The following is a 20,917-nucleotide window of genomic DNA, read 5'->3' on the forward strand; positions in this document are numbered from 1 at the left end:
CGTATGTGGGAGTTGTTCTTTGATCGGAACATTCCTAAGTACTTAAGAGGCGTTTTTTCATTCAAGGGGTGTAACGTAAAACGCCCTAAGAAAGGACAGGTAGCCATGATCGAACAAACCGCCGGGATTCAGGCTGTTTTCATAGACAGAGACGGAACGATAGGAGGTACGGGGCATTTTATACATCCCAGCAATTTTACCCTGTATGCCAATTCACAAACGGCCATTCATTTATTGAAAGAAGAAGGATTACGAGTATTTGCGTTCACCAATCAATACCGTATAGGTCGAGGGGAAGCAACTGTTCAAGAGTTTGAGGATCAATTTAGAGCCTTTGGATTCGATCAAGCCTACATATGTCCGCACGAAGAAGAATGCAGATGCAGGAAGCCGAAGCCTGGCATGCTGCAGGATGCCGCTGAAGAACATCAACTAGATTTGACAAGATGCATCGTAATAGGTGATGTTGGGGATACCGATATGCTAGCCGCTCATGCCGTGGGTGCGAAAAAAATTATCGTGAAGACAGGCTGGGGAGCAGCTTCGTTAACCACATACCGTCATAAGTGGAGTCAGACAGAACCTGATTACATAGCGGAGGATCTTTTAGATGCGGCACATTGGATTATTGCTAATAAAGGAAACCTGGTAACAAGTCCTTGTGAAGAGTAAGCATCTGCACCATCCCATATCTCGGGCATCATCGCAGTAGATCCTTAGTCCACCAAACCTAAAAAAGCCGCGATTTACGCGGCACATGGCTGTGACAGGTCAGGTTAAAACGTATTATATACATTTTCACATTCTTCCGCGGTCGGCTCATAAAAGCAGTGCTTCTTCCAGCGTCCTGCCAACGGCTGATTATACCAAGTTGGCGGACATGGCCCGGGATTTTCGAACGTTCCTGGACGAAAATACCAGAGGGAAAATTTGGCTGGCCAGCCCCGCTCGCCATTCACAGCTCGTTGCGCCAGACGGCGTTCCCTATCTCTTGCGTTTTGATAGTACAAGCCATGCTGCAACGCTTCGAACGCATGCGGCTGGTTGATCATCTGGGGAATTGTCCGGATTCCTTTAAAGTCGGAGCAATTCGCTCTTACACGGTTAATGCCAACAGTGCCAACATGGAGCATGCCCGCCTCGCCTTCGGTCTCAGCTTCAGCTCGAAGCAACCTCGCCAGCATATCAATATCCTGTTTCCTCGCTTTTACGACTGCCATTGGCTCACCTCTTTAGATTTCTGGGCTCATCATATCGCCGTCGTCTGACTAATACTTTATTTTCTCAGTCTACAACGTACTCTAATACTTTATTCTTCAGTTCCATACTTTAGTTCTTCGGACAACAGACTGTTGAGATTATTTTATGCAGGAACCGGGATATTTCCGAGAAAAGGGAAGGGATGATAATAAATGATCGCTCTGAAATTCACTCAATCCTTATTGAAAGACATGAAAATAGCCCAAGTAGACGACAAGGATGTCTCCTCCTTTTTTAGTTGGCATGTGAACATCTATAAGCTGAATAACAGAAAACACATCCTTTTTGTCAATGATTTTACAAGGCTTTCTATCCTTATTGATGGAGTCAGATCCGCGCAGCTTAAAGTGTTGAAAGACAAATTTTTGCTTACCCTTGAAGCCTATTTACAAAGTGAAGGTATCGAATCGTCTTTAATCGATTCGTATCTTAATGACGCATCCGCCATGATTATTTCCAAGACCGATAACAGAAGTGTACTGGGAACGATGAAAGAAGTATCCCTCTTTAGCTCGGATGACTTTCCTGACAATATACAAAGGTTGAAATGGCTTAACAGATTGATATATAAACCTATTGATTACAAGGAACCTATCGCGTTGTTTAAAGAAACTATTCGAAAACAATATTTGAATGGAATGTAGGGCAGACAATCAAAAAGGGACGACAGCTGTTCAAAAAAGCGGTACTATTATTTGGATACCCATTCCGAACAGTTTCGAACATTGTCTATATCTGAACCCGGCAGATATTCCATAACAGCCAAAGCAGCATTTAGTACAGGAGAAGAGGAAACAACAAAGGAGATTAAGCTGGTGTCTAATCCCAAGGAAATCATAATCGAATAAGTTTCTTTACATTAGAACGTATATTCGCTATATTCTATTTGGGTAAAATTTCCATGGGCACAGGAGTGAAGATGTAATGACGGAGAAAATCAAAGCGAAGATTGAAAATTCTCTTACTGTCTTATTAGTTTCGGATATCGAGAAATCAAGAAAATATTACGAAGAAGCCTTGGGATGTGAAGTAAACGAACACTGGGCGATTCGCGACCAGTGTGCGTTGGGTTTTAAATTGATTCAAGCAGAGGACCCGGAAGATGTGAGGCCCAATAAAGGGGCATGGAATACCTATGCTTATGTAAAAAGCCATGGTGAGCTTGACGCGTTATATCAGGAACTACGATCGGGCGGCGCGATTATCGCAGCAGAACCGCAGGTAACGGAGCATGACTGGGGATCATGGAAGGAATTTTCTGTACGAGACCCGGATGGTTATATAATAGGCTTTGGTTCGGGAAATAAAGAATAACTAAAGCGATCGCAAATGATTAGATCCTATAGCAGAGGTGAACTATGGACCGCCATGTCATTCAGCTTGCAAAGGTAATATCTGAAAAAGTTATTCGCTCGGCAGGCATTTTAGCTAAAGATAAGTTTGACAACTTTGCCCAGTTAACGACTAAAGATGAGTATGGCGATGTCGTGACAGAAGTGGACCATTTGACTGAGCGAATCATTCTGCCTGAAATCCGATTGAACTTCCCTACTCATAGAATTCATAGTGAAGAAGCAGGTGATCTTGGCCCGGAATCCGACTGGCTTTGGCTAATCGACCCATTGGATGGCACCAACAATTATGCAATCGGCTTACCCGTATTTACGACATCCATTACTTTGATGTATAAAAGAGAGCCTGTCCTGGGTGTTGTATACGAACCGATGACAGACCGATTATTTGTGTCTGCTGTCGGCGAAGGCGCTTATTGCAACAATAAACCGATGCAGGTGAGAAGAAACCCTGATCTGTGGAAAGGAAATATAGGGTGGATTCAAGGCCACAAGGTTCAAAATAACAAGCAGGCTGTTCAATTAAGGCGGCATATTGATGCGAATTTTAAGAGAATGATGAGATTGTGGGCGCCTACGCTGCAGTGGTGTATGCTCGCAAAGGGAAATATAGACGGGATCATTCTGTTTAATTCCGAAGGGGATGATCTTTATTCGGGCGTGTTAATGGTTAAGGAAGCCGGGGGAGTCGTCGTAGACTTTGATGGCAAACCGTTTATCGGTATGTGTGACGAGCCGTATTTAATCGCATGTCATAAAGAACATCAAGATGATATTTTACGCGTCGTAAGAGAAGGACTGGGCGACTGGAGGAATGAAGAAAGGGAGGCACAAAATGACGTGGCAGCAAGCCCTTAAAACGTTCACGGAGCTGTATGCCGAATCGGGTCTAACCAACGAATGGATAATTGTCGGTTCTGTAGGCTCCGTCCTGCAGCATGCGGTTATGACTCCAGGAGATTTAGATATATATGTTCGGAATAGGGAAGATGTAGCTCCAATCGCCGCGCTGTTCAAGAAATACAACTTGAAGGCTAAAGCAGATGTTGCCTATTCCGATCCGGCATGGCTTTCCTCCGACGAAGAACCATTTTTTACGCAATCCTTTTCTTCCGGATTCACATGGACGAAAGGCAAATGGAAGATCGGCGAATTTCAGGTTGAGCTTGTACATATTTCAAATTCCGCCGGCATACCCGATTCCGATCAAGGCGACGGGATATGGGAAGGCGGGAAGTATATCTGGGAACTGGCTAAGTTCGTGGATTTTGAGGGTGGCGCGATTCCGGTCGTACCCTTGGAAATTCAATTAGAATCAAATATCAGAAGGAAAAGGCAGGACCGGGTTGATGCTATTGTTCAGGCGCTGTTAGTGCATGGCTGGGATAAGAAATTGTTAGAGAAAGCGTTATCGCACACGAATAAAACGCAATTTCAACCTATGATCCAGTAGAATGACATTCCGAGGAGGGATGCTCGTTGGTACGAACCGAAAAGAGCAGACAAGCGGGGAGTTCAACTAGGCTTGCTGAAAGCAGGGTTAGCAAGCCTAATTCGAATATTCGCTTCTTTCTTATCAGGCATGCGATCAAGCAAAAAGAAATAGGTGATGTGCCTATTACTCCGGCGGGTATGGAGCAAGCGAAGTTAACCGCTCAGTATCTATCCCGGTCTCCTTGGTCAATAGACGCCGTCATCTCCAGCCCGCTTCGAAGAGCAGTTGAAACTGCCCACTACATAGCGGCAGAAGTAAAAGTGCCTCTCATCAGGGATAATCGTTTGCGGGAGCGAGCTAACTGGGGAGACTTGCCGGAGCAAACTTTTCAAGAGTTTGTCGAGATGTGGGAAAAATGTACGCGTGAGCCGGACTATATTCCGCCCGTAGGCGATTCTGCCAGACAGGCGTCTGAACGGATGTCCTCGTTATTGCTGGAGTTAGTGAACACCTACCCTCCCGGCAGTCAGGTTGTTATCGTTACGCATGGAGGACTAATAACCGATTTTCTGGTAAATACATTTTCTGAAGCGGTGTTGAATCAGTTTCATCCCAGCTTTATTGCTGAACAGAGCAATTTAGTCTCCGAATGCGCCATAACGAAGCTGAACTATGACGGCGAGAGTTTCGTTATTGAAGATTTTGCTTCCGTAGATCATCTGTCTGCCCCAAGGAGAGAGGCATGAAAACCAAGCTGTTTCTAGCCAGCCTGCTTAGATAAAGGAGTGGAGAGAATGACCGCAAAACCGCAGCTCGTATTGGATTTGGCCGGCGTGCTGGTAAGCAATATTTCACCCGCACTGTGGCTGAAGTTTGCTGAGGGGACGGGTATTTCATTTCAAAATATCAAAGAACAGTTCGATGGGGTCCGAAAAGAGCTGTGGACAGGGAGCATCCGGGAAGAGGAGTTTTGGGAGTGGTTAAGCATTCGCATAAGTCAGATTAACATGCAACAAGCCCGTGAGATGTTGATTCAATCCTTGGAGCCGCTTCCCGGCTTGAGCCGCTTGGTTCATTGGAGCCATGCGGCAGATATTCATATCGTAAGCAATCACTGCAAGGAATGGCTGGGGCCAACTCTGGAAAAGGTTGAACCCTACGCGAAGAGCATCACCATATCCAATCAGGTTGGGTTAAGCAAGCCCGATTTGCGAATATTCCAGCATGTTGAGAAGCAGTTCGAGCATTCCAGCCGAACCATCATTTACATTGACGATCAAGAAAAAAATTTAAAGCCTGCGGCTGAGCTGGGATGGACAACATTGCTGGCAGATAAAGATCATCGGTGGATAGAACAAGTTGAACCGATGCTGAATAACAAAGCCGCTTTTATAAGCGAAATTAAAGAAACAGGTGCATAAATGATTCGATTAACAAACCGCCAAGCGCGGCAGTTTATGTTGTTGAAGCATGGTCTGTTGGGCGAATATAAATTTGCAGGAAAGCAGGGCATATTGGATTTTGTTCGGCAGACAGGGTGTATACAGTACGATCCCATTGATGTTTGCGGAAAAAATGCCGAGCTGGCGCTGCTCTCGCGAATTAAGGGATTTAACATGAACATGCTTCACGAAGTGCTGTATGAAGATAGAAGTTTAGTCGATTATCCGGATAAAAATCTTGCGATTATTCCTGTTGAGGACTGGCCGTATTTTGAGCGATACAGACGGGCCGCCCGGCAGCATGCTGAACGCTATCCTGATATGCAAGCTTTGACTGAGCAAGCAAGGGATCATATCCAAAAGTTTGGCGCGCTAAGTTCAGATGATTTAAAATTGGATGGAAAGTTCGCTTGGCGATCGGTTATTCATTGGAGCGGTGGAAACAATTCCTCTCGTTCGGTACTGGAACAGATGTATGCGACAGGTGAGTTGATTATCCATCACAAAAAAGGCGCGCGAAAATATTACGATATCGCTGAAAAGTACATACCAGCCAATCTGCTGAATAGTCCGGAGCCGCTGCCCGACGAACTCGATCATCAAAAATGGCGGGTATTGCGTCGGATTGGCGCTGTCGGCCTTTTATGGAATCGCGCATCGGATGCTTGGCTGAACATACGGGGACTGAAAGCGGCCGAGCGTAACGAGGTTTTCCGCCAGTTATTGAACGAAGCCAGCATTATGGCTGTGACCGTTGAACAAATGAAGGATATGCTGTATTGCCGCTCGGAGGACTTGCCGCTTATTGAAGCCGTCCTGAACAACCCGGAGCCGGAATACCGCTGCGAGCTGATAGCCCCGCTGGATAGCTTGATCTGGGACAGGAAGCTCATCAACAACTTATTTGGCTTTGACTATACCTGGGAAATTTACACGCCTGCCTTCAAACGGAAATTCGGATATTACGTGCTGCCTTTGCTGTATGGCGAGAATTTCATCGGACGTGTAGAGGCTGTAGCGGAGCGCAAGGCTGGGAGGCTTGTCGTTAAAAACATATGGTTCGAAGACGGCGTAGTGCAAACGAAGGAATTGCGGACGGCCTTGGACGATTGTTTCCAAAGGATTGCACGATTCAATGGTTGTGAAACTATTGCGGTTCCTGACCTCTCGGATTGATACAAGGGAGGCCGAAGCATGGGAAAATCGGACAGATATTTTCACGTGCTGCAAACGGGTATTGGCCAAAATAAGGCTTGTGGGAACGCTGTTCCGGTGATACGATCAGATCCATAGTATGAAAAAAAAGGAATGAAATGGGGATCGCAGATGCCTTGGCCGATGGTTCATTTTGCAATCGCTGCACAATTAACTGCATGTAAGCCTTCTCCTCATTTTTTAGTAGGAAGCATTGCGCCCGATGCTCTGCATGTGAGAGAGAAGGTAACCAGGCAGGATAAAGGATTTACGCACCTGGTGGCAGAAGACCGGTTTCCAAGCATAGAGCTGCTTCAAGAGAGCTGCTTGGCGTTTTTACAGCGGAATCAAGCATGGAATTGGCAGCAATTTGTGCTGGGATATATGGCTCACATTTATGCAGATTTAAGGTGGACGGAAACGATTTATGCGGAATTTGAACGCGATTGCCAGGGAAGCCATCAAGAGAAACGGAACATATATAATAAGGAAGTTAGTCAAATAGAATTTATTTTGCTGCACGGTAAGGAGTGGGGACGTGAAGTGGTTCACAGCTTGCAGCAAGCGGAGGCGTTCCCCATGGAGCCGTTCGTTACCCAAGCCGAGGTGAGCCGGTACAGGGATCTGAAGATCGGCTGGCTGCAAGATGACAGCAATGAACCCCGGATTAAACCGATCTATTTTACGAAAGAAGCGGTGGATGCTTTTATTGTGCAAACATCGGAAGAGATGAACGTATTGGCCAAGGCGTGGGGGATTGACTATCTCTTGAGCCCTGTCGGCCAGGACTCCCCTACCACATCGTAAAGGTGGCAAACGACAATGACAGAACAGGTTTTCCAAGACATGGTAGCTTCGGAAGAAGAATTGCGGGCGTTATGCGGATTCCCAAGCGAGCTGGTCAACAACAAAGCGATAACTTCCATAGACAGGCATTGCCGGGATTTTATATTCCGGACTCCGCTTGTTTTCGTCGCCACCAGCGATTCAGCCGGTTATTGCGATGTGTCGCCGCGCGGAGATTTGCCAGGCTTCGTAACGGTTATTGATGAGCAGCATCTGGTGATCCCTGAGCGTCCCGGCAATCGGCGGTTCGATACGCTCCGGAATATTTTAGACAACCCGCGAATCGGCTTAATTTTTATCATCCCCGGACTGGAAGAGACATTGCGAATCAATGGACAAGCGGTGATTATCAAGGATCAAGACATTTTAAAACAATCGGAGTCGTTCGGCAAAATCCCGGTCCTTGGAATCGGTGTGAAGGTGGAGGAGTGCTTTATTCATTGCGCCAAGGCATTCAAGCGGTCACGCTTGTGGGATGCTGCCTCCTGGCCGCCTGCCCAAGAGCTGCCTGTCCCTGCGGTCATTCTGGCCGAACATACCAAAAAGCTGGGCGTTTCCGTCGAACAAATAGCGCTGGGGCTCAAGGAAAGCTATGAAAAGCGTTTATATTAACGAATTAGACTGCAAAGAAGAAGCGCAGCAGGAAAATTAAGGTTAAAAAGTATTAGATGATCGTGTATACTGGAAGAAGCAAACAATCGGCGCCGGATGTTAAAGACGGCTCCCAAGACATCAGGTTTAAGGACTTGATGTCTTTTTAATTTGGCGGGAGCAGAAGCAGTCCATACATGCCGGAATCTTAAGATGGAGGTGCTAAGGATGAAGTCAAATGCCGAGCTGTACCTGGAGCATATCGAGCATGTATTTGGAGAGGGCTATACGATCCGGAAGGTGGAGGCGGTTGACGGAGGGCCTCCGGTGCATGTATTTATATACAAGGACTTGCCCGAGGAAGGGATGATGACCTTCATCACATACGGACTGTCGGAGGGAGACCATCCGGACTGGCGGGTCGGGAAGCCCGAGCTAATCTTGACTCTGGAAACCGGGGACGAGGCATGGGGATTTGCGGCTGCTTACCTCGCTGCGCAGCTGAGAGGCATCAAGAGGTTTTCATACGGAGATTTATTTACATGGGGCGAGCCGATCAGCGGGGAGTCCGGGATGTCCGGCTTCTTCGTATTTGCGCCGGCGATTATTGATCGTGAACGCCAGAAGGTAGAGCTCCCGGTCAAACCTGTAAATCTGGTTGGTCTGTACCCCGTGTACAGGGAGGAAATCGACTTGATTCAGACGATAGGACTGGAGAAGTTCTGGCATCTGGACGGCTTCGAGCTGTATAACGTTAACCGAAAAAATCTGGCTTTAGAGGCCGAAATTTAAGGAGGCGAACTGCCGTGCATGCTATTCTGACAAATCTGATCCAGCCTATGAGTTTGACAGGAGATTTAAAAAGCGATGTTCATACATTCCTCACGGCTAACGGAAGTCCGCATACCGCCACTCACTGTATGGAAGTAGGCAGTGAAGCAAGGAGGCTCGCTGAGAGGTTTCATGCCGACCCCGAGGCAGCTGAGATAGCCGGCTGGCTGCATGATATCAGCACCGTGATTCCGAATCATGAACGCATAGAAGCGGCCAGACAGCTGCAAGTTGACATTTTGCCGGAAGAAGAGCGTTTTCCGATGATCATTCATCAGAAGCTGTCGAAGGTGATGGCCAGAGATATTTTCAAGGTGACGGATGAGGAAATTTTAAATGCCATAAGCTGCCACACAACGCTGAGGGCCAAGTCCACCTTGCTCGACCAAGTCGTATTTGTCGCTGATAAAATTGCCTGGGACCAGACGGGGACTCCCCCCTATATAGACAAGCTGACCGACTCTCTGAATACTTCGCTTGCACGTGGAGCCTTCGCTTATATCAACTACTTGTGGGAGCGGAAGGAAACCTTAAGGGTCGTCCATCCATGGTTGAAGGATGCATATGAGGAGCTCGTAGCGGATTTTGGCGGCTGAAGGAGGCGGGACTCTTACAGATGAAGCTGAAGATTAGACGAAGCCTGGCATTACTGGCTTTGGTCGTCGTCGTGCTGGTGTTAACATGTCCCGATGAAGCGGATTACAGACGATGGTTAACGGAAAAGCACGGAATTGCGTGTACGCAGCCGGAGTTTGAATGCAAGAAAAACGGCAGCCCCATAGAGTGGAGGTCGAAATCCGTTAGATCCGCCGGAATCTATATGCTGGTAAAGGATATTTACTGGGATTCTGGCGTACCGTATGAGGTCAAAGCGCTTGGAATTCTTCATACTTTTATCGACCGGTCCGAACATTAGCAAACGCAGAGTCGGATCGTTCCTACAGAAAGGGTGCCGGCAGCTTGATGCTGTATCACTTTAGCGAAAATCCGAATATTGATATCTTCGAGCCGAGGAAGCTGGAGTCACGGCCGGATGAGCCGTCGATGGTATGGGCGATTGACGAGTTTCATTCTCCGCATTACTGGTTTCCGCGAGATTGTCCGAGGGTATGCATATGGCCGGACGAGGATACGAAGGAATCGGATATCGAGCGTTTCTTCGGCCTCTCCCGGACAAAGCATATCGTAGCGATAGAATCCGGTTGGCTGGACAGAGTCCGGGCAGGCTCTATCTACCGGTATTCCTTTAAACCGGAGGAGTTTGCCTTATATGACCGCCATGCGGGTTACTACACAGCCACCCACACCGTCCAGCCTGAAGGAGTCGAACGAATCGACGATTTGCTGGGCAGCTTGACCGCGCATGGCATCGAGGTGCGCCTAACGCCTTCTCTTCTGCCTTTGCAGCAGGCTATCTTAAAGTCTACCGTTCAGTTTTCGATGATCCGGATGAGAAATGCGCTGCTGAAATAAAGAAGCCCATTCTTCATTTGCTCAAAAAGGGAGGAGCGGTATGCAGGCGATACATGCACATCTGATCGAGCATCAGCTTCAGTACAATGGCGGGAAGAGCCTGTTCTACGAAGATCCCGACGGGCGGTTGGCCGTAGAGCCGTCACCGGTAACACTCAAGTATATCCGGCAAGGCGTGGAACTCGTCGGCAGGCCGGATGGGCGGCTATCCGAGCCGGAGACGCGCAAGCATGAATTGGCGACCTATGCGAGCAAGCGGGTGCTGGAGACTTTTGTGGGGGCCAACCAGTACATGAATTTCAACAAGCGTGATGCTGACCTGCTCACAGCGATCATCCGCGCTTTCTTCGAGCAGCTGCTTGATGCCGCCTGCAGGCGCGAAGCGATCACAGAGAGGCGGCTCTCCTTGCTGTTTGAGCAGCACTACCGCCGTTTGCAGGCGTTTCTTATTTATTCCAATGGAGAAGAGCTGTTCAGAAGGTACCGGGAAAACAAACGGCTGTTTGATGTCGTGTGTGAGGAATACAGGCCGGAGCTGCAGCTCCGCATGATGAAGCTTGAGCTGGACGAGCTGAAGGAGCCCGTGCTGGACATCGGCTGCGGGCGCGAGGGGAGGCTGGTCAAGTATCTGCGAGCGCAAGGCATTCAAGCGTTCGGCATGGACAGGCTGGCGGAGAGCGGCGAGTTTATCTGCGATAAAAATTGGCTGGAGATGACGTTTGAAGCGGAAAGGTGGGGGACCATGATTTCGCATATGGCGTTCTCCAACCACTTTAGTCATCACTTCTACCGCAAGGACGGCAACTATGCAGGATATATGAGAAAGTTCATGGAAATGCTGCGGGCGCTTCAAGTCGGCGGAAGCTTTGTCGCTGCTCCGTCGATTCCGTTCCTGCAGGAGGCGATGAGGGGCCAAGAGCAATTTCGCCTCGTGACTGGGGACCCGCGTGCGACGGCGACGAAGATCAGGAGAGAGTGTTAGACTTGGGATGACAGCCGGCAGGACTGGACTAAAAATTAACTATACAAATATCCGGATTGGTTTATAATACCATTTAATAGAAGATTAGATGGAGGCTGCCCTATGGAAATCCGGTATGACGATTATGTGATCAGCGACGATAAGTCCAGGCTGGATGTGGAGGCCGTGCTTGAGTCTTTATCCAGAAGCTACTGGGCCCAAACAAGACCTCAAGAGCGAACGAGAAAGGCTATCGAGCATTCGTATTGCGTCGGCGTTTATTATAACGAGGCCCAAGTCGGATTCGCGCGGGTCATTACGGACTGGGCTACGTTCTTTTATTTGTGCGACGTATACGTCGATGACGAACACCGCGGCAAAGGAATAGGCAAGAAGCTGGTCGAGGCCGTTATGGACATAGCGGAGCTGGAAGGGCTGATGGGGCTGTTGGGCACCCGGGACGCTCATGGGCTGTATGAGAAATACGGATTTATCAAAGACGGCGAGCGCTTTATGAAACGTCCTCCCCAATGGGCTATTCCGCCGACGCCGTGACGGGCGATGCAAGAGGCTTTGAAGAACCCTGGCGGGTCCTCAAGGCCTCTTTTCATGTGTTGTTATCCAGAGAGGTCTCTAAGCGAGCCAGCCCCCCTGTAGTCATTTACACCCCGAACAATCTGCGGTAAGCTAACAAGTACGGGGAGGCGTTGGTAACCTTGAATGGGATCAGGTCGATGTTGAAATATTTTACTCCATATACGTTTTTATTAGGTGTTTTTTTATTCAGTCTATTGGTTGAGGTCGCTTATGGAGTGGCAGCGCCGCTTAGCCTGCAGTATTTGGTGGATGAGGCGCTTCTGCCTAAAAATTTTCAAGTGTTTCTGCTGATCCTGGGAATTTTAATCGTTGGCGGCTTGATCAATATCGCGGCTGGCATAGGAGGAGACTTTGCGCTCGGCAAGCTGAGCGGAGAAGGGATACGGAAGCTGAGGACGGAGCTTTTCGACCATCTGCAGCGGCAGTCGTTCTCGTTCTACCATCGGTACCGTACCGGCGATCTCGTTACGCGCTTCTCGGGGGACATGTCTTCCGTGGAGAGGGTGATCCGCGTCTCGACGCCTATGTTCCTTAAGGAGCTGCTGGCCGTGCTGCTCGGGCTAGTTTTGCTCTTCTCCATCGAGTGGAAGCTGACTCTGGTCATGGTGGCCGGCTCGGCGCTGATGTTTGTCGGACCGAGATTGCTCCAGCGGCGGGCGGAGGACGACAATACGGGCTATAAGGAAGCCCAGGAACGTTTTTCGAATACAATCGACGAGGCGGTGAAGGGGCATAAGACCATCAAGAGCCTGCATCAGCAGGGGAGGTTTCGCGAACGGGCCCGCGGGCAAATACACAACCTGTTCTCGGCAGGCTTAAAGCTGCATATGACCAACTCTTTGATGGAACGCCTGCCTCTAACGGCGCTTATGATCCTGAACGGCACCATGCTTGGTTACGGAGGATATTTAATTTTCCATGACGAAATGACGATTGGCGGCTTTATGGCCTTTTTTACGTTGTTCATGAGCGTCGGCCAATCGGGCTCCAATCTGTCGTTCCTGATTCCCAGTCTGATCGAATCGGGCGTCAGCTTCAAGCGGATCGGGGAAATTCTCGCCCATAAGCCGGAGGTTGCGGAAGCCGCCGCCCCCTGGGAGCTTCCTTCCTCGTTCCGTAAGCTTCGCATGGAGGAAGTGACGTTCGGCTACAACGGGACCAGCGATCAATTAAAGGATGTCAGTCTGGAAATAGCGGCGGGAAGCTATGTAGCCTTCGTCGGACCAAGCGGCTCCGGCAAAAGCACCGCGCTGCAGCTGCTGGCGCGCTTCTACGACCCGAGACAGGGGACTGTCTTCATGGACGACTCGGACCTGCGCACGGTAAGCGAAGCCTCGCTGAGAAAGCTGTCCGTGCTGGTCACCCAGGATACCTTCCTGTTTAACTCCACGATCCGGGACAACCTGCTGCTTGACAGCGCGGAAGCTACGGAAGCGGACATGGTGGAAGCGGCCAGGAATGCCGGCATTCATCAGGTTATCGAGGGCTGGACGGAAGGCTACGATACCTGGATTCATCAGGAGGGAGCGACTTTATCCGGCGGTGAACGTCAGCGCATAGCGCTGGCCAGAGCGCTGCTGAGAAAGCCGAAGCTGCTGCTGCTCGATGAAGTGACGTCAGCGCTAGACCCGGCCTCGGAGTCGGACATCAATGCGTGGATTAACCGGATGCGCGGGGAGCGGACGATCATCTCCGTTACCCACCGTCTCGCGTCCGTCATTCAGGCGGACAACATCTACGTGTTCCAGGACGGGAAAGTCGTGGAGTCCGGGACCCATCAGGAGCTGCTGAGGCGGCAAGGGTTGTATGACAGCCTGTGGCAGAAGCAGCAGGGCTTCCATCTGTCTCAGGATGGGCTCCGCGCCTCGGTGGAGGTGGAGCGGCTTGCGAAGCTGCCTTTTTTCCGGAGCACCGAGCTCGGGCTGCTGCAGGAAGTTTCGGGCCTGTTTTCGACCGAAACGTGCAAGGAAGGCGAGTCCGTCGTGCATGAGGGGGAAGAAGGCGACAAGTTTTACATCATCGTCCGCGGGAAGTTCGAAGTGCTCAAGATGGTGCCCGGTGAAGGAGATACGCGGGTGGCCTGGCTCCAGGACGGCGACCACTTCGGAGAGGTTGCTCTGCTGCGGAACGCCCGCAGGAACGCTACGGTGAGAGCGGCAGGTCCGGCTGTGCTGCTGTCGGTTAGGCGAGAGGCCTTCCACCGCTTGTTGGACCAGGCTCCGCATATGCTGGCTGAGCTGCAGCGGACGCTGGAGCTGCGATCATAAGAATGAGGGAGGGGACGATGCCGTGAAGAGATATTTTATGCCCTGTGAAAGCGACGAAGATTTCGCTCGCGCCAGCTCCTTTATGCTGGAGCATCGCTATGACCTGCACCCGTCCTTCGGTACGCTCGATGTGGTGACCTTGATGTACGGGTACATCACGGAGGGACATTTGCTCTTAGCGATAGGAGAAGGGGGCGCTCTGGCCGGAATTGCAGCTTACTACCAGGGAACCAGGGAGCAGGAGTTCCGGGACCGCGAAGTGGCTTTAGTGGATATGGTGATTTTTGGTAGGGAGCATCGAGGAACGAGAATGTTTCTGATGGGGCTGAATTACTTGATCGACCACATTACGGAGAAGCATCCGGAGGTAACGGAAATCAGACTCGCAGCCTTGGCTTCCAACGGCTATTTATGCAGGCTATATGGAAAAATCATGGACCGCTGCGGCTCCCGGATGGGGACGCATGGCGAAGAAATCATATTCTGTAGTAAAGTTAACAACTTCAGGGCTATCTTGGAAAAATGGAATAAAGTATAATGAGAGCAAGCGAATAAATATTATTTCGAATGGAGGCGACGCATATGTTCCCACCCCTTGGCAATATCAAGGATATCAAAAAAGGAAGCGGCTTCGGAAAAATTTCGATTCTTAACGACACGCTCCGAGTTCAACCGAAATAAGGTCACAACTCCACTTTCGGAGCTGAGGACCTGGTATTCAGCAAGCAAGCACTCATATATTCAGAAACGGAGGCGACGCATATGTTCCCAATCCCACCCAGCATCGACAAGGGCACCAAAAAAGGAAGCGGCTTCGGAAGAATTTCGATTCTTAACGACACGCTCCGAGTTCAACCGAAATAATGTCCTACGACTTTCGTACGTGTGAGCTGGAAATTCACTTTACTTCGTATGTGCAGTTCCTGCTCTCGCATCACAGCGAGCTGAATTTGCCCTATTCCTTTCCTCAGAAGCTTAGCTTCTTCAGCAGTCCTTTGATGTTCGGCAAAGCGATGCTGATTATCGATGAAGACATGTATGAGGTCGTCGGGGCCGCCGGCTTTGTCTTGGGTACAGGTCCCCAGCAATACGAGGATCGGGAGATTTGTCAGATCGAAGCGATCTTTATTGAGAACGGGCACCGGGGGACGCTGCTGTTCGCCCGCGCTATGCAGGCTTTCGTCAGGCTGATCCGGAGTGAGAACCCGGACGTCCGGCAGGTTCAGTTCTGGACCGCAGCCGAGCCGGAGAGCGGGCTGAAGCAGCTGCTTGCCAAGCTCTGCTCGCTGCCTGGCGGCAGCAGGACGCTAGTGAACGAACTGGCATTTTACACCATTCCATTCCCTGAGCTGGAAAATTATTGTGCTCGCCTGGGTCCGCGTATGGATAGGTAAACCAAGATAAGCTTCAGCGTGACAAGGAGAACCGCCGGGTAAGATGAACCGGCGGTTCTATTTCGTATAAAAAAAGCCCCGGATCAGAAGACCGGGGGCAGAGGAAACAGCAAGCAGTTAGGACTGTGCAGGAACGCCTTGCAGGTCAAGCACGCCCTGATAGATCGTATCGAACAGCTCGTCGATATTTTTTTCCTCAATGCACGAGAAGGCTACGCGCAGATCAGTATCGCCGAGGGCGATCGTGCCGACGCCGTACTTGTCGAGCAGATGGGTGCGCAGCGCTTCGGCTGTGACCGTATTCAGCTTCAGGCACATGAAGTAGCCGGAGTTGAACGGGTAGTACTCCCACACATCGCCGTACTTGCCGCTGTCGAGCAGCTGCTTGACGCGGTTGGCGCGGCCCTTCATGATGTCGAACTTCTCCTGCTTCTGAGCGTGGAAGTCCGGCGATTGCAGCGCGTGAAGCACGAACGTCTGCGACGGGTGCGGCCCGCTGGAGATCGTGGCGCGGATAATGCCCATCGTCTTCTGCTCCAGAGCGGCCAGCATGGCATCGCTTTGGCCGGCGTAAGTAATGAAGCCGACGCGGAAGCCCCATACATACTCTTCTTTGGTTGCTCCGTCGATCTTGATGGACAGGATGCGCGGGTGCAGTTCGGCGAGCTGGCCGGCCAGCGATTCCTGAAGCGAGTTCTCGAAGAAGAGTCCGAAGTAGGCGTCGTCGGTGACGGCGACGACATTGATTCCGGCTTCGGCCGCTTCGCGGATGGCCGCCACGATGGCGCTGCCTTCATCGGCATCCGGTGTGTAGCCGGTCGGGTTGTTCGGGAAGTTGAGGACAACGATCGCTTTGCCCTTATCCTTCTGAGCCAGCAGCGCGCTGCGCAAGCCCTGGGCGTTGAAGCGGCGCTCCGCGTTATATAGCGGATAATAGACGAGCTCCGCTCCGCGGCGGATGCCGAAGGTCAGCTCATAGTTTTCCCAGTTTTTGTCCGGGATGATGACGGCGTCTCCGGGACCGGCGTACAGGTCGGCGACGATGCTCAAACCGTGCGTCAGCGCATTTGTTACGATAGGATTGCCAAGTCCTTTTCCCTGCAGCGAAGGGTTTTCCTCCAGCATCTTGGCGCGCCAGGCGGAGCGCAGCTCCGGCTTGCCCGCCGGTGGGGCATATTCATAAATGTCCTTCGGTTGATAGGCGGACAATGTGTCTTGGATCACCTTCAGATGCATCGGCTGGCCGTTCTCCAGAGCGGTGCCGATCGTAGCGTTAAATTTCTTGGCCTTGGCCTTGGCTTCGGCGGACTGGCTCAAGATTCCTTCCTTCGGGAAGTAAATTTGGCGGCCGAGCTCGGACAGCATCTCGTACACATAAGGATTTTCCAGGCCGATCGTCTCATTCAATTTCTGAGCTAGAGGGTTCATGAATTTCCTTCCTTCCAACTTTTCATTACTTGCATGCATCAGCCCATATTATATCACTTTAAAGCAGGAGCGTCACTGAGGTTTTTCCTCTGCCGGCGGTAAGCCGGATACAGCCGCGCCGGGCGCTCAAGGCCGGCTGAGTTTTTTTCGAACTTGGCACAGCTCCGTCAACTGTGATAGGATAGAAGCATATCCGAAGCTTGCCCGGCCGTTGTTTTAACGCTTTTATTGAAACGTTTAAACACTATGGCTACGACAGCTCCGGGCGCTTGTCATGCAAGAGCGCAGGACCATCCGCCAGCTTCGAGGAGCTTTACGAAGTATCCTAACCCTGCATTTATTCTAAGGAGGACGAACGTTCATGGAAATCCGTTATGCCACTAACCCTACCGAAACGAAAAACTACGATACCGAGCGCCTGCGCCAAGAGTTTCTGATCCAGGGACTGTTCGTTCCGGGCGAGCTGAAGCTCGTATACAGCCACGTGGACCGCTTCATCACCGGCGGCGCTGTACCGACTGACGCTGCGATCAAGCTCGAAGCGCCTAAGCATGACATGGGCGCCGACTACTTCCTGGAGCGCCGCGAGATCGGCATCATCAATATCGGCGCTGCCGGCGTCGTGACGGTGGATGGCACCGATTATACGCTGGAGAGCAAGGACTGCCTCTATGTCGGTCTGGGCAACCAGGACGTTCAGTTCAAGAGCGCTGACGCGGCGAATCCTGCCCGCTTCTACCTGAGCTCCACGCCGGCTCACAAAAATTATCCGACGGTGAAGGTCGCGATCAGCGAAGCGGAGCCGGCTCATCTTGGTTCGATCACGAACTCCAACGAGCGCACGATCTACAAATACATCCACTTGAACGGCGTGCAAAGCTGTCAGCTCGTCATGGGCATGACGCTGCTGAAGCCGGGCAACATGTGGAATACGATGCCTTGCCACACGCATAACCGCCGCTCCGAAGTATATCTGTACTTCGATATGCCGGAAGACGGCGTAGTGTTCCATATGATGGGCGAGCCTACCGAAACCCGTCATCTGGTCGTCCGCAACGAGCAGGCGATCATCAGCCCGAGCTGGTCGATTCACAGCGGCGTAGGAACAAGCAACTATACGTTCATCTGGGCGATGGCCGGTGAGAACCAAGAGTTCTCCGATATGGACCATGTTGCGATGACCGACCTGAAATAAATGATGTAACGACTAAAGCCATCCTTCAAGTCCCGTCAGGGGCGAAGGATGGCTTTATTTGCGAAGCGGAACGGCCAAGCCAAGAACTCTAGAAAATACTCCAATCGCAAGCCTCCGACATCGTCTGCAGCAGATGCACCCCGGCGACGCTGTTGCCCTTGTCGTTCAGCGCCGGCCCAACGACGCCGATGCCGTAGCGGCCGGGAACGAGCGCCAGGATGCCGCCCGCTACGCCGCTTTTGGCCGGCAGGCCGACCTTGATGGCGAATTCGCCGGATGCGTTGTACATGCCGCAGGTGATCATAAAGCTTTTGGCAATCTGCACATAGCGGCGAGGCACCAGCACGCGGCCGGTGTCCGGGTCTTGGCCGTTTAAGGCCAGCACGAGCGCAAGCCGGGCGACATGTCGGCAGGTCGCCTCGATCGAGCAGTGCCGGAAGTACACGTCCAGCACGTCCTCGACCTCCACATTCTCCTCCAGCACCCGGTTGTCCTTCAGGAAATAAGCAAGCGACCGGTTCCGGTGGGCGGTAGCCGCTTCAGAGGCGCGCACCTGCTCATTGTATGACAGGTCCTTGTCGCCGGTCAGCTCGCGAAAGAATGCCAGAACGCGCTCCGTCTTCTCCGCAGGCGTCTGCCCGCGAATGAGCGAGGACACGGCGATGGCTCCGGCGTTGATCAGCGGGTTGAAAGGGATGCCGGGCTCGACCAGCTCCAGCTTCAGCATGGAATTAAAGTCGTCGCCCGTCGGCTCCATGCCGACCTTGCGGAATACGCCTTCCTCGCCCTGATCTATCAGGGCAAGCAGAAGCGTGAATACCTTGGATATGCTCTGCAGTGTGAAGGACAGCCCGCAGTCGCCCAAGGTAAGCTCCCGTCCGTTCGCGGCCGCCACCGTAATACCGAGCGCATCGGCCGGGGCGTGGGCCAGCTCGGGAATATAGCTGGCGGGGGAGCCGTGCGTTGCCTGGCGCCGGCTGTCCTCCAGCCAGCCAGGAAGCCGTTCGGACAAAAAGTCCCATTCGTTGGTTATCGTCATCGCTCGTATATCCTCCTTGCGGGTGCATAACCCGTCCACGTATCCGTGCTTTACTTCCCTAGCATACCCCCGGTGGCCCGAAATTGCCAAGTGCCGCAAGAAGAAATCGTTCTATCGGCGTCCCCCCAACTTCACGACATCGTTCCATCCTTCCCAGGAAATCGTTCATTACCGGCTCGCAGGACGGGTGTTATATTGAAGGGGCAAGGGAAAACCAAGTATAGCAAACGGAGGGGACTCTACCATGATAAAGAAAAAGACCATGTCGGTACTGACCGCAGTCGCGGTATGTGTGACGGCGGCAGGTTGTTCGACGGGAACGGCAACAACCGATGGAGGCGCGGCGGCCAAGCCGGGAAGCGGGGCCAGCCCGTCTGCGGCCAAGCCTGCGGAGAAGATTACGCTGACGATGTGGGGCGGCGTGCCGGCGGAGTCGGGGCCGCAAGCTGTCGTCGACGCCTGGAACGCGAAAAATCCGGATGTGCAGGTCAAATACGAGCGCTTCGTCAACGACGACGCCGGCAATATGAAGCTCGACACCGCGCTGGCAACCCAGCAGGGCGTGGACCTGTTCGTCAACTATTCGCAGACTCAGCTTCAGCGGCGCATCGACGCAGGATTTGCGCTTGATCTGGGCACCTTCAAGGATTACAACATTGACGAGAAGATCGACGGCGCCAAGGAATGGAAGGTCAATGACAAATATTACGCGATGCCTACGAGCAAAAGCCAATTTTTCGTCTGGTTCAACAAGGATCTGCTCGATCAGGCGGGGCTGAAGGTGCCGGAAGCCTGGACCTGGCAAGAGATGAAAACATATGCCGAAAAGCTGAAAAGCGACAAGCGCTACGGGCTCGTACAGCATCTGGAGCCTTTCCCGGACCCGCTGGATTCCGTATCGACCAAGTTCGGCTACACGAAGGCTGACGGCACCTCCAATCTGGATCATGCGCTGTACGGTCAGTGGATGGAAACACTGAAGGCTATGATGCAGGACGGCCGGACGACGGTTCCTTACGCGGAGCAGGTGACCTCGAAGATGCCGGTGGACACGGTTTTCCTGAAGGGCGAGGCGGCGATGCTGAATGCCGGCACCTGGATCTTCCGCAGCTCCAACAATATGAAGGATAATCCGAGAACGTTCAAGATCGCTTTCGCGCCGGTTCCGAGACTGGCGGAGCAGGCAGGGGATTTCATTACCCGCGGCGGGACGGGGGATGCGATATCGGTCAACGCGCAGTCCAAGCATAAGGAGGCGGCATGGGAATTCCTGAAGTGGTATGCGGACGGCGGCATGCTGCCGATGGTTCCGGGCGGCAGATTCCCGGCCTCCAAGGCTGTCAATGCGGACGAGACGCTGAAGCTGCTGCTGGGCGAAAATGCCGCGACTTATGATCAGGAATCGCTTAAGAAAGTGCTGTTCAACAGCTCCGTCAAATACACCCGCGCACTGCCGAAGCAGGTACTGGATCTGCGTATGGAAGAATATGAGAACTTCTTCACCGGCAAGAAGGATGTCAAGGCGGCTCTGGAGTCGATGGCGAAGCGCCATAATGATTTCCTGAAGCAAAACAAAAAATAACCGGAGGGAGGGGGAGCGCCGTATAAGAGC

Annotated in this window: 24 protein-coding genes; 21 read left to right on the forward strand and 3 right to left on the reverse strand. The window is 51.8% G+C overall.

The genetic code is table 11. The features are described from left to right. The first annotated feature begins 105 nt into the window (after nucleotides 1-105). Complete coding sequence (locus BLR08_RS27260; protein WP_072331901.1) at nucleotides 106-672, forward strand: HAD-IIIA family hydrolase; 567 nt, start codon at nucleotides 106-108, stop codon at nucleotides 670-672. Nucleotides 673-776: 104 nt separating this feature from the next. On the opposite strand, the gene BLR08_RS27265 is transcribed toward BLR08_RS27260, so the two are convergent. Further along, the gene (locus tag BLR08_RS27265) at nucleotides 777-1,220 is read right to left on the reverse strand and encodes a cell wall hydrolase (protein WP_072331732.1); all 444 of its coding nucleotides are present in this window, start codon (nucleotides 1,218-1,220) and stop codon (nucleotides 777-779) included. Nucleotides 1,221-1,412: 192 nt separating this feature from the next. On the opposite strand from BLR08_RS27265, the gene BLR08_RS27270 reads away from it, so the two are divergent. The 18 genes from BLR08_RS27270 to BLR08_RS27355 all read left to right on the forward strand — a co-directional run bounded on the left by BLR08_RS27270 (nucleotide 1,413) and on the right by BLR08_RS27355 (nucleotide 15,643). After that, complete coding sequence (locus tag BLR08_RS27270; RefSeq protein WP_072331734.1) at nucleotides 1,413-1,904, forward strand: DUF6933 domain-containing protein; 492 nt, start codon at nucleotides 1,413-1,415, stop codon at nucleotides 1,902-1,904. 280 nt (nucleotides 1,905-2,184) lie between these two features. Next, nucleotides 2,185-2,574 (forward strand): VOC family protein, encoded by a 390-nt coding sequence (locus BLR08_RS27275; protein WP_072331737.1) that lies wholly within the window; start codon nucleotides 2,185-2,187, stop codon nucleotides 2,572-2,574. 44 nt (nucleotides 2,575-2,618) lie between these two features. Continuing rightward, on the forward strand, nucleotides 2,619-3,470 hold the full coding sequence (locus tag BLR08_RS27280) for an inositol monophosphatase family protein (protein ID WP_072331740.1): 852 nt from the start codon (nucleotides 2,619-2,621) through the stop codon (nucleotides 3,468-3,470). Then, the gene (locus tag BLR08_RS27285; RefSeq protein WP_072331743.1) at nucleotides 3,448-4,065 is read left to right on the forward strand and encodes a nucleotidyltransferase family protein; all 618 of its coding nucleotides are present in this window, start codon (nucleotides 3,448-3,450) and stop codon (nucleotides 4,063-4,065) included. The genes BLR08_RS27280 and BLR08_RS27285 overlap by 23 nt, the downstream gene beginning before the upstream one ends. Before the next feature lie 26 nt (nucleotides 4,066-4,091). Beyond that, entirely contained in the window at nucleotides 4,092-4,793 is a 702-nt protein-coding gene (locus tag BLR08_RS27290; RefSeq protein WP_256257665.1) for a histidine phosphatase family protein, read from the forward strand. A gap of 48 nt (nucleotides 4,794-4,841) precedes the next feature. Then, a complete protein-coding gene (locus BLR08_RS27295) occupies nucleotides 4,842-5,468 on the forward strand; it encodes an HAD-IA family hydrolase (protein WP_072331746.1) in 627 nt (208 codons plus the stop codon). Continuing rightward, nucleotides 5,469-6,665: a winged helix-turn-helix domain-containing protein gene (locus BLR08_RS27300; RefSeq protein ID WP_072331749.1), complete on the forward strand. Its 1,197-nt coding sequence runs from the start codon at nucleotides 5,469-5,471 to the stop codon at nucleotides 6,663-6,665. Between the two features lie 561 nt (nucleotides 6,666-7,226). Then, a complete protein-coding gene (locus BLR08_RS31920; RefSeq protein WP_256257666.1) occupies nucleotides 7,227-7,490 on the forward strand; it encodes a hypothetical protein in 264 nt (87 codons plus the stop codon). Nucleotides 7,491-7,505: 15 nt separating this feature from the next. Further along, complete coding sequence (locus tag BLR08_RS27310; protein WP_072331752.1) at nucleotides 7,506-8,141, forward strand: pyridoxamine 5'-phosphate oxidase family protein; 636 nt, start codon at nucleotides 7,506-7,508, stop codon at nucleotides 8,139-8,141. A gap of 207 nt (nucleotides 8,142-8,348) precedes the next feature. Further along, nucleotides 8,349-8,912 carry a suppressor of fused domain protein gene (locus BLR08_RS27315; RefSeq protein ID WP_072331755.1) on the forward strand — a complete coding sequence of 188 codons (564 nt, stop codon included), beginning with the start codon at nucleotides 8,349-8,351 and terminating at the stop codon, nucleotides 8,910-8,912. A 14-nt stretch (nucleotides 8,913-8,926) separates the two neighbouring features. After that, the gene (gene yqeK, locus BLR08_RS27320; protein ID WP_256257667.1) at nucleotides 8,927-9,547 is read left to right on the forward strand and encodes a bis(5'-nucleosyl)-tetraphosphatase (symmetrical) YqeK; all 621 of its coding nucleotides are present in this window, start codon (nucleotides 8,927-8,929) and stop codon (nucleotides 9,545-9,547) included. Nucleotides 9,548-9,567: 20 nt separating this feature from the next. Then, nucleotides 9,568-9,867 carry a hypothetical protein gene (locus BLR08_RS27325; protein WP_072331758.1) on the forward strand — a complete coding sequence of 100 codons (300 nt, stop codon included), beginning with the start codon at nucleotides 9,568-9,570 and terminating at the stop codon, nucleotides 9,865-9,867. A 47-nt stretch (nucleotides 9,868-9,914) separates the two neighbouring features. Continuing rightward, nucleotides 9,915-10,424, forward strand: coding sequence for a DUF6886 family protein (locus BLR08_RS27330; RefSeq protein ID WP_072331760.1), 510 nt, complete (start codon nucleotides 9,915-9,917; stop codon nucleotides 10,422-10,424). A 40-nt stretch (nucleotides 10,425-10,464) separates the two neighbouring features. Then, the gene (locus tag BLR08_RS27335) at nucleotides 10,465-11,406 is read left to right on the forward strand and encodes a class I SAM-dependent methyltransferase (protein WP_072331763.1); all 942 of its coding nucleotides are present in this window, start codon (nucleotides 10,465-10,467) and stop codon (nucleotides 11,404-11,406) included. Nucleotides 11,407-11,508: 102 nt separating this feature from the next. Beyond that, nucleotides 11,509-11,940, forward strand: a complete 432-nt coding sequence (locus BLR08_RS27340; protein WP_072331766.1) for a GNAT family N-acetyltransferase — start codon at nucleotides 11,509-11,511, stop codon at nucleotides 11,938-11,940. A 161-nt stretch (nucleotides 11,941-12,101) separates the two neighbouring features. Then, on the forward strand, nucleotides 12,102-14,249 hold the full coding sequence (locus tag BLR08_RS27345) for an ABC transporter transmembrane domain-containing protein (protein ID WP_143014474.1): 2,148 nt from the start codon (nucleotides 12,102-12,104) through the stop codon (nucleotides 14,247-14,249). 22 nt (nucleotides 14,250-14,271) lie between these two features. Beyond that, nucleotides 14,272-14,787 carry a hypothetical protein gene (locus tag BLR08_RS27350; protein ID WP_072331772.1) on the forward strand — a complete coding sequence of 172 codons (516 nt, stop codon included), beginning with the start codon at nucleotides 14,272-14,274 and terminating at the stop codon, nucleotides 14,785-14,787. 325 nt (nucleotides 14,788-15,112) lie between these two features. Beyond that, the gene (locus BLR08_RS27355) at nucleotides 15,113-15,643 is read left to right on the forward strand and encodes a hypothetical protein (RefSeq protein WP_072331775.1); all 531 of its coding nucleotides are present in this window, start codon (nucleotides 15,113-15,115) and stop codon (nucleotides 15,641-15,643) included. A gap of 117 nt (nucleotides 15,644-15,760) precedes the next feature. Here BLR08_RS27355 and BLR08_RS27360 read toward each other — a convergent pair whose 3' ends face one another. Then, nucleotides 15,761-17,071, reverse strand: a complete 1,311-nt coding sequence (locus BLR08_RS27360) for an aminotransferase class I/II-fold pyridoxal phosphate-dependent enzyme (RefSeq protein ID WP_072331778.1) — start codon at nucleotides 17,069-17,071, stop codon at nucleotides 15,761-15,763. Nucleotides 17,072-17,432: 361 nt separating this feature from the next. Here BLR08_RS27360 and kduI point away from each other — a divergent pair, with 361 nt between their 5' ends. Further along, on the forward strand, nucleotides 17,433-18,266 hold the full coding sequence (kduI, locus tag BLR08_RS27365) for a 5-dehydro-4-deoxy-D-glucuronate isomerase (protein WP_072331781.1): 834 nt from the start codon (nucleotides 17,433-17,435) through the stop codon (nucleotides 18,264-18,266). A gap of 88 nt (nucleotides 18,267-18,354) precedes the next feature. Here the strand turns inward: kduI and glsA are convergent, their stop codons facing one another. Then, entirely contained in the window at nucleotides 18,355-19,305 is a 951-nt protein-coding gene (gene glsA, locus BLR08_RS27370; protein ID WP_072331786.1) for a glutaminase A, read from the reverse strand. Between the two features lie 244 nt (nucleotides 19,306-19,549). Between glsA and BLR08_RS27375 the strand changes: the two genes are divergently transcribed. After that, entirely contained in the window at nucleotides 19,550-20,887 is a 1,338-nt protein-coding gene (locus BLR08_RS27375; RefSeq protein WP_072331790.1) for an ABC transporter substrate-binding protein, read from the forward strand. The last annotated feature ends 30 nt before the right edge of the window (nucleotides 20,888-20,917 follow it).

Origin of the sequence: Paenibacillus sp. cl123, from assembly GCF_900101595.1 — a bacterium.
GTDB lineage: Bacteria > Bacillota > Bacilli > Paenibacillales > NBRC-103111 > Paenibacillus_G.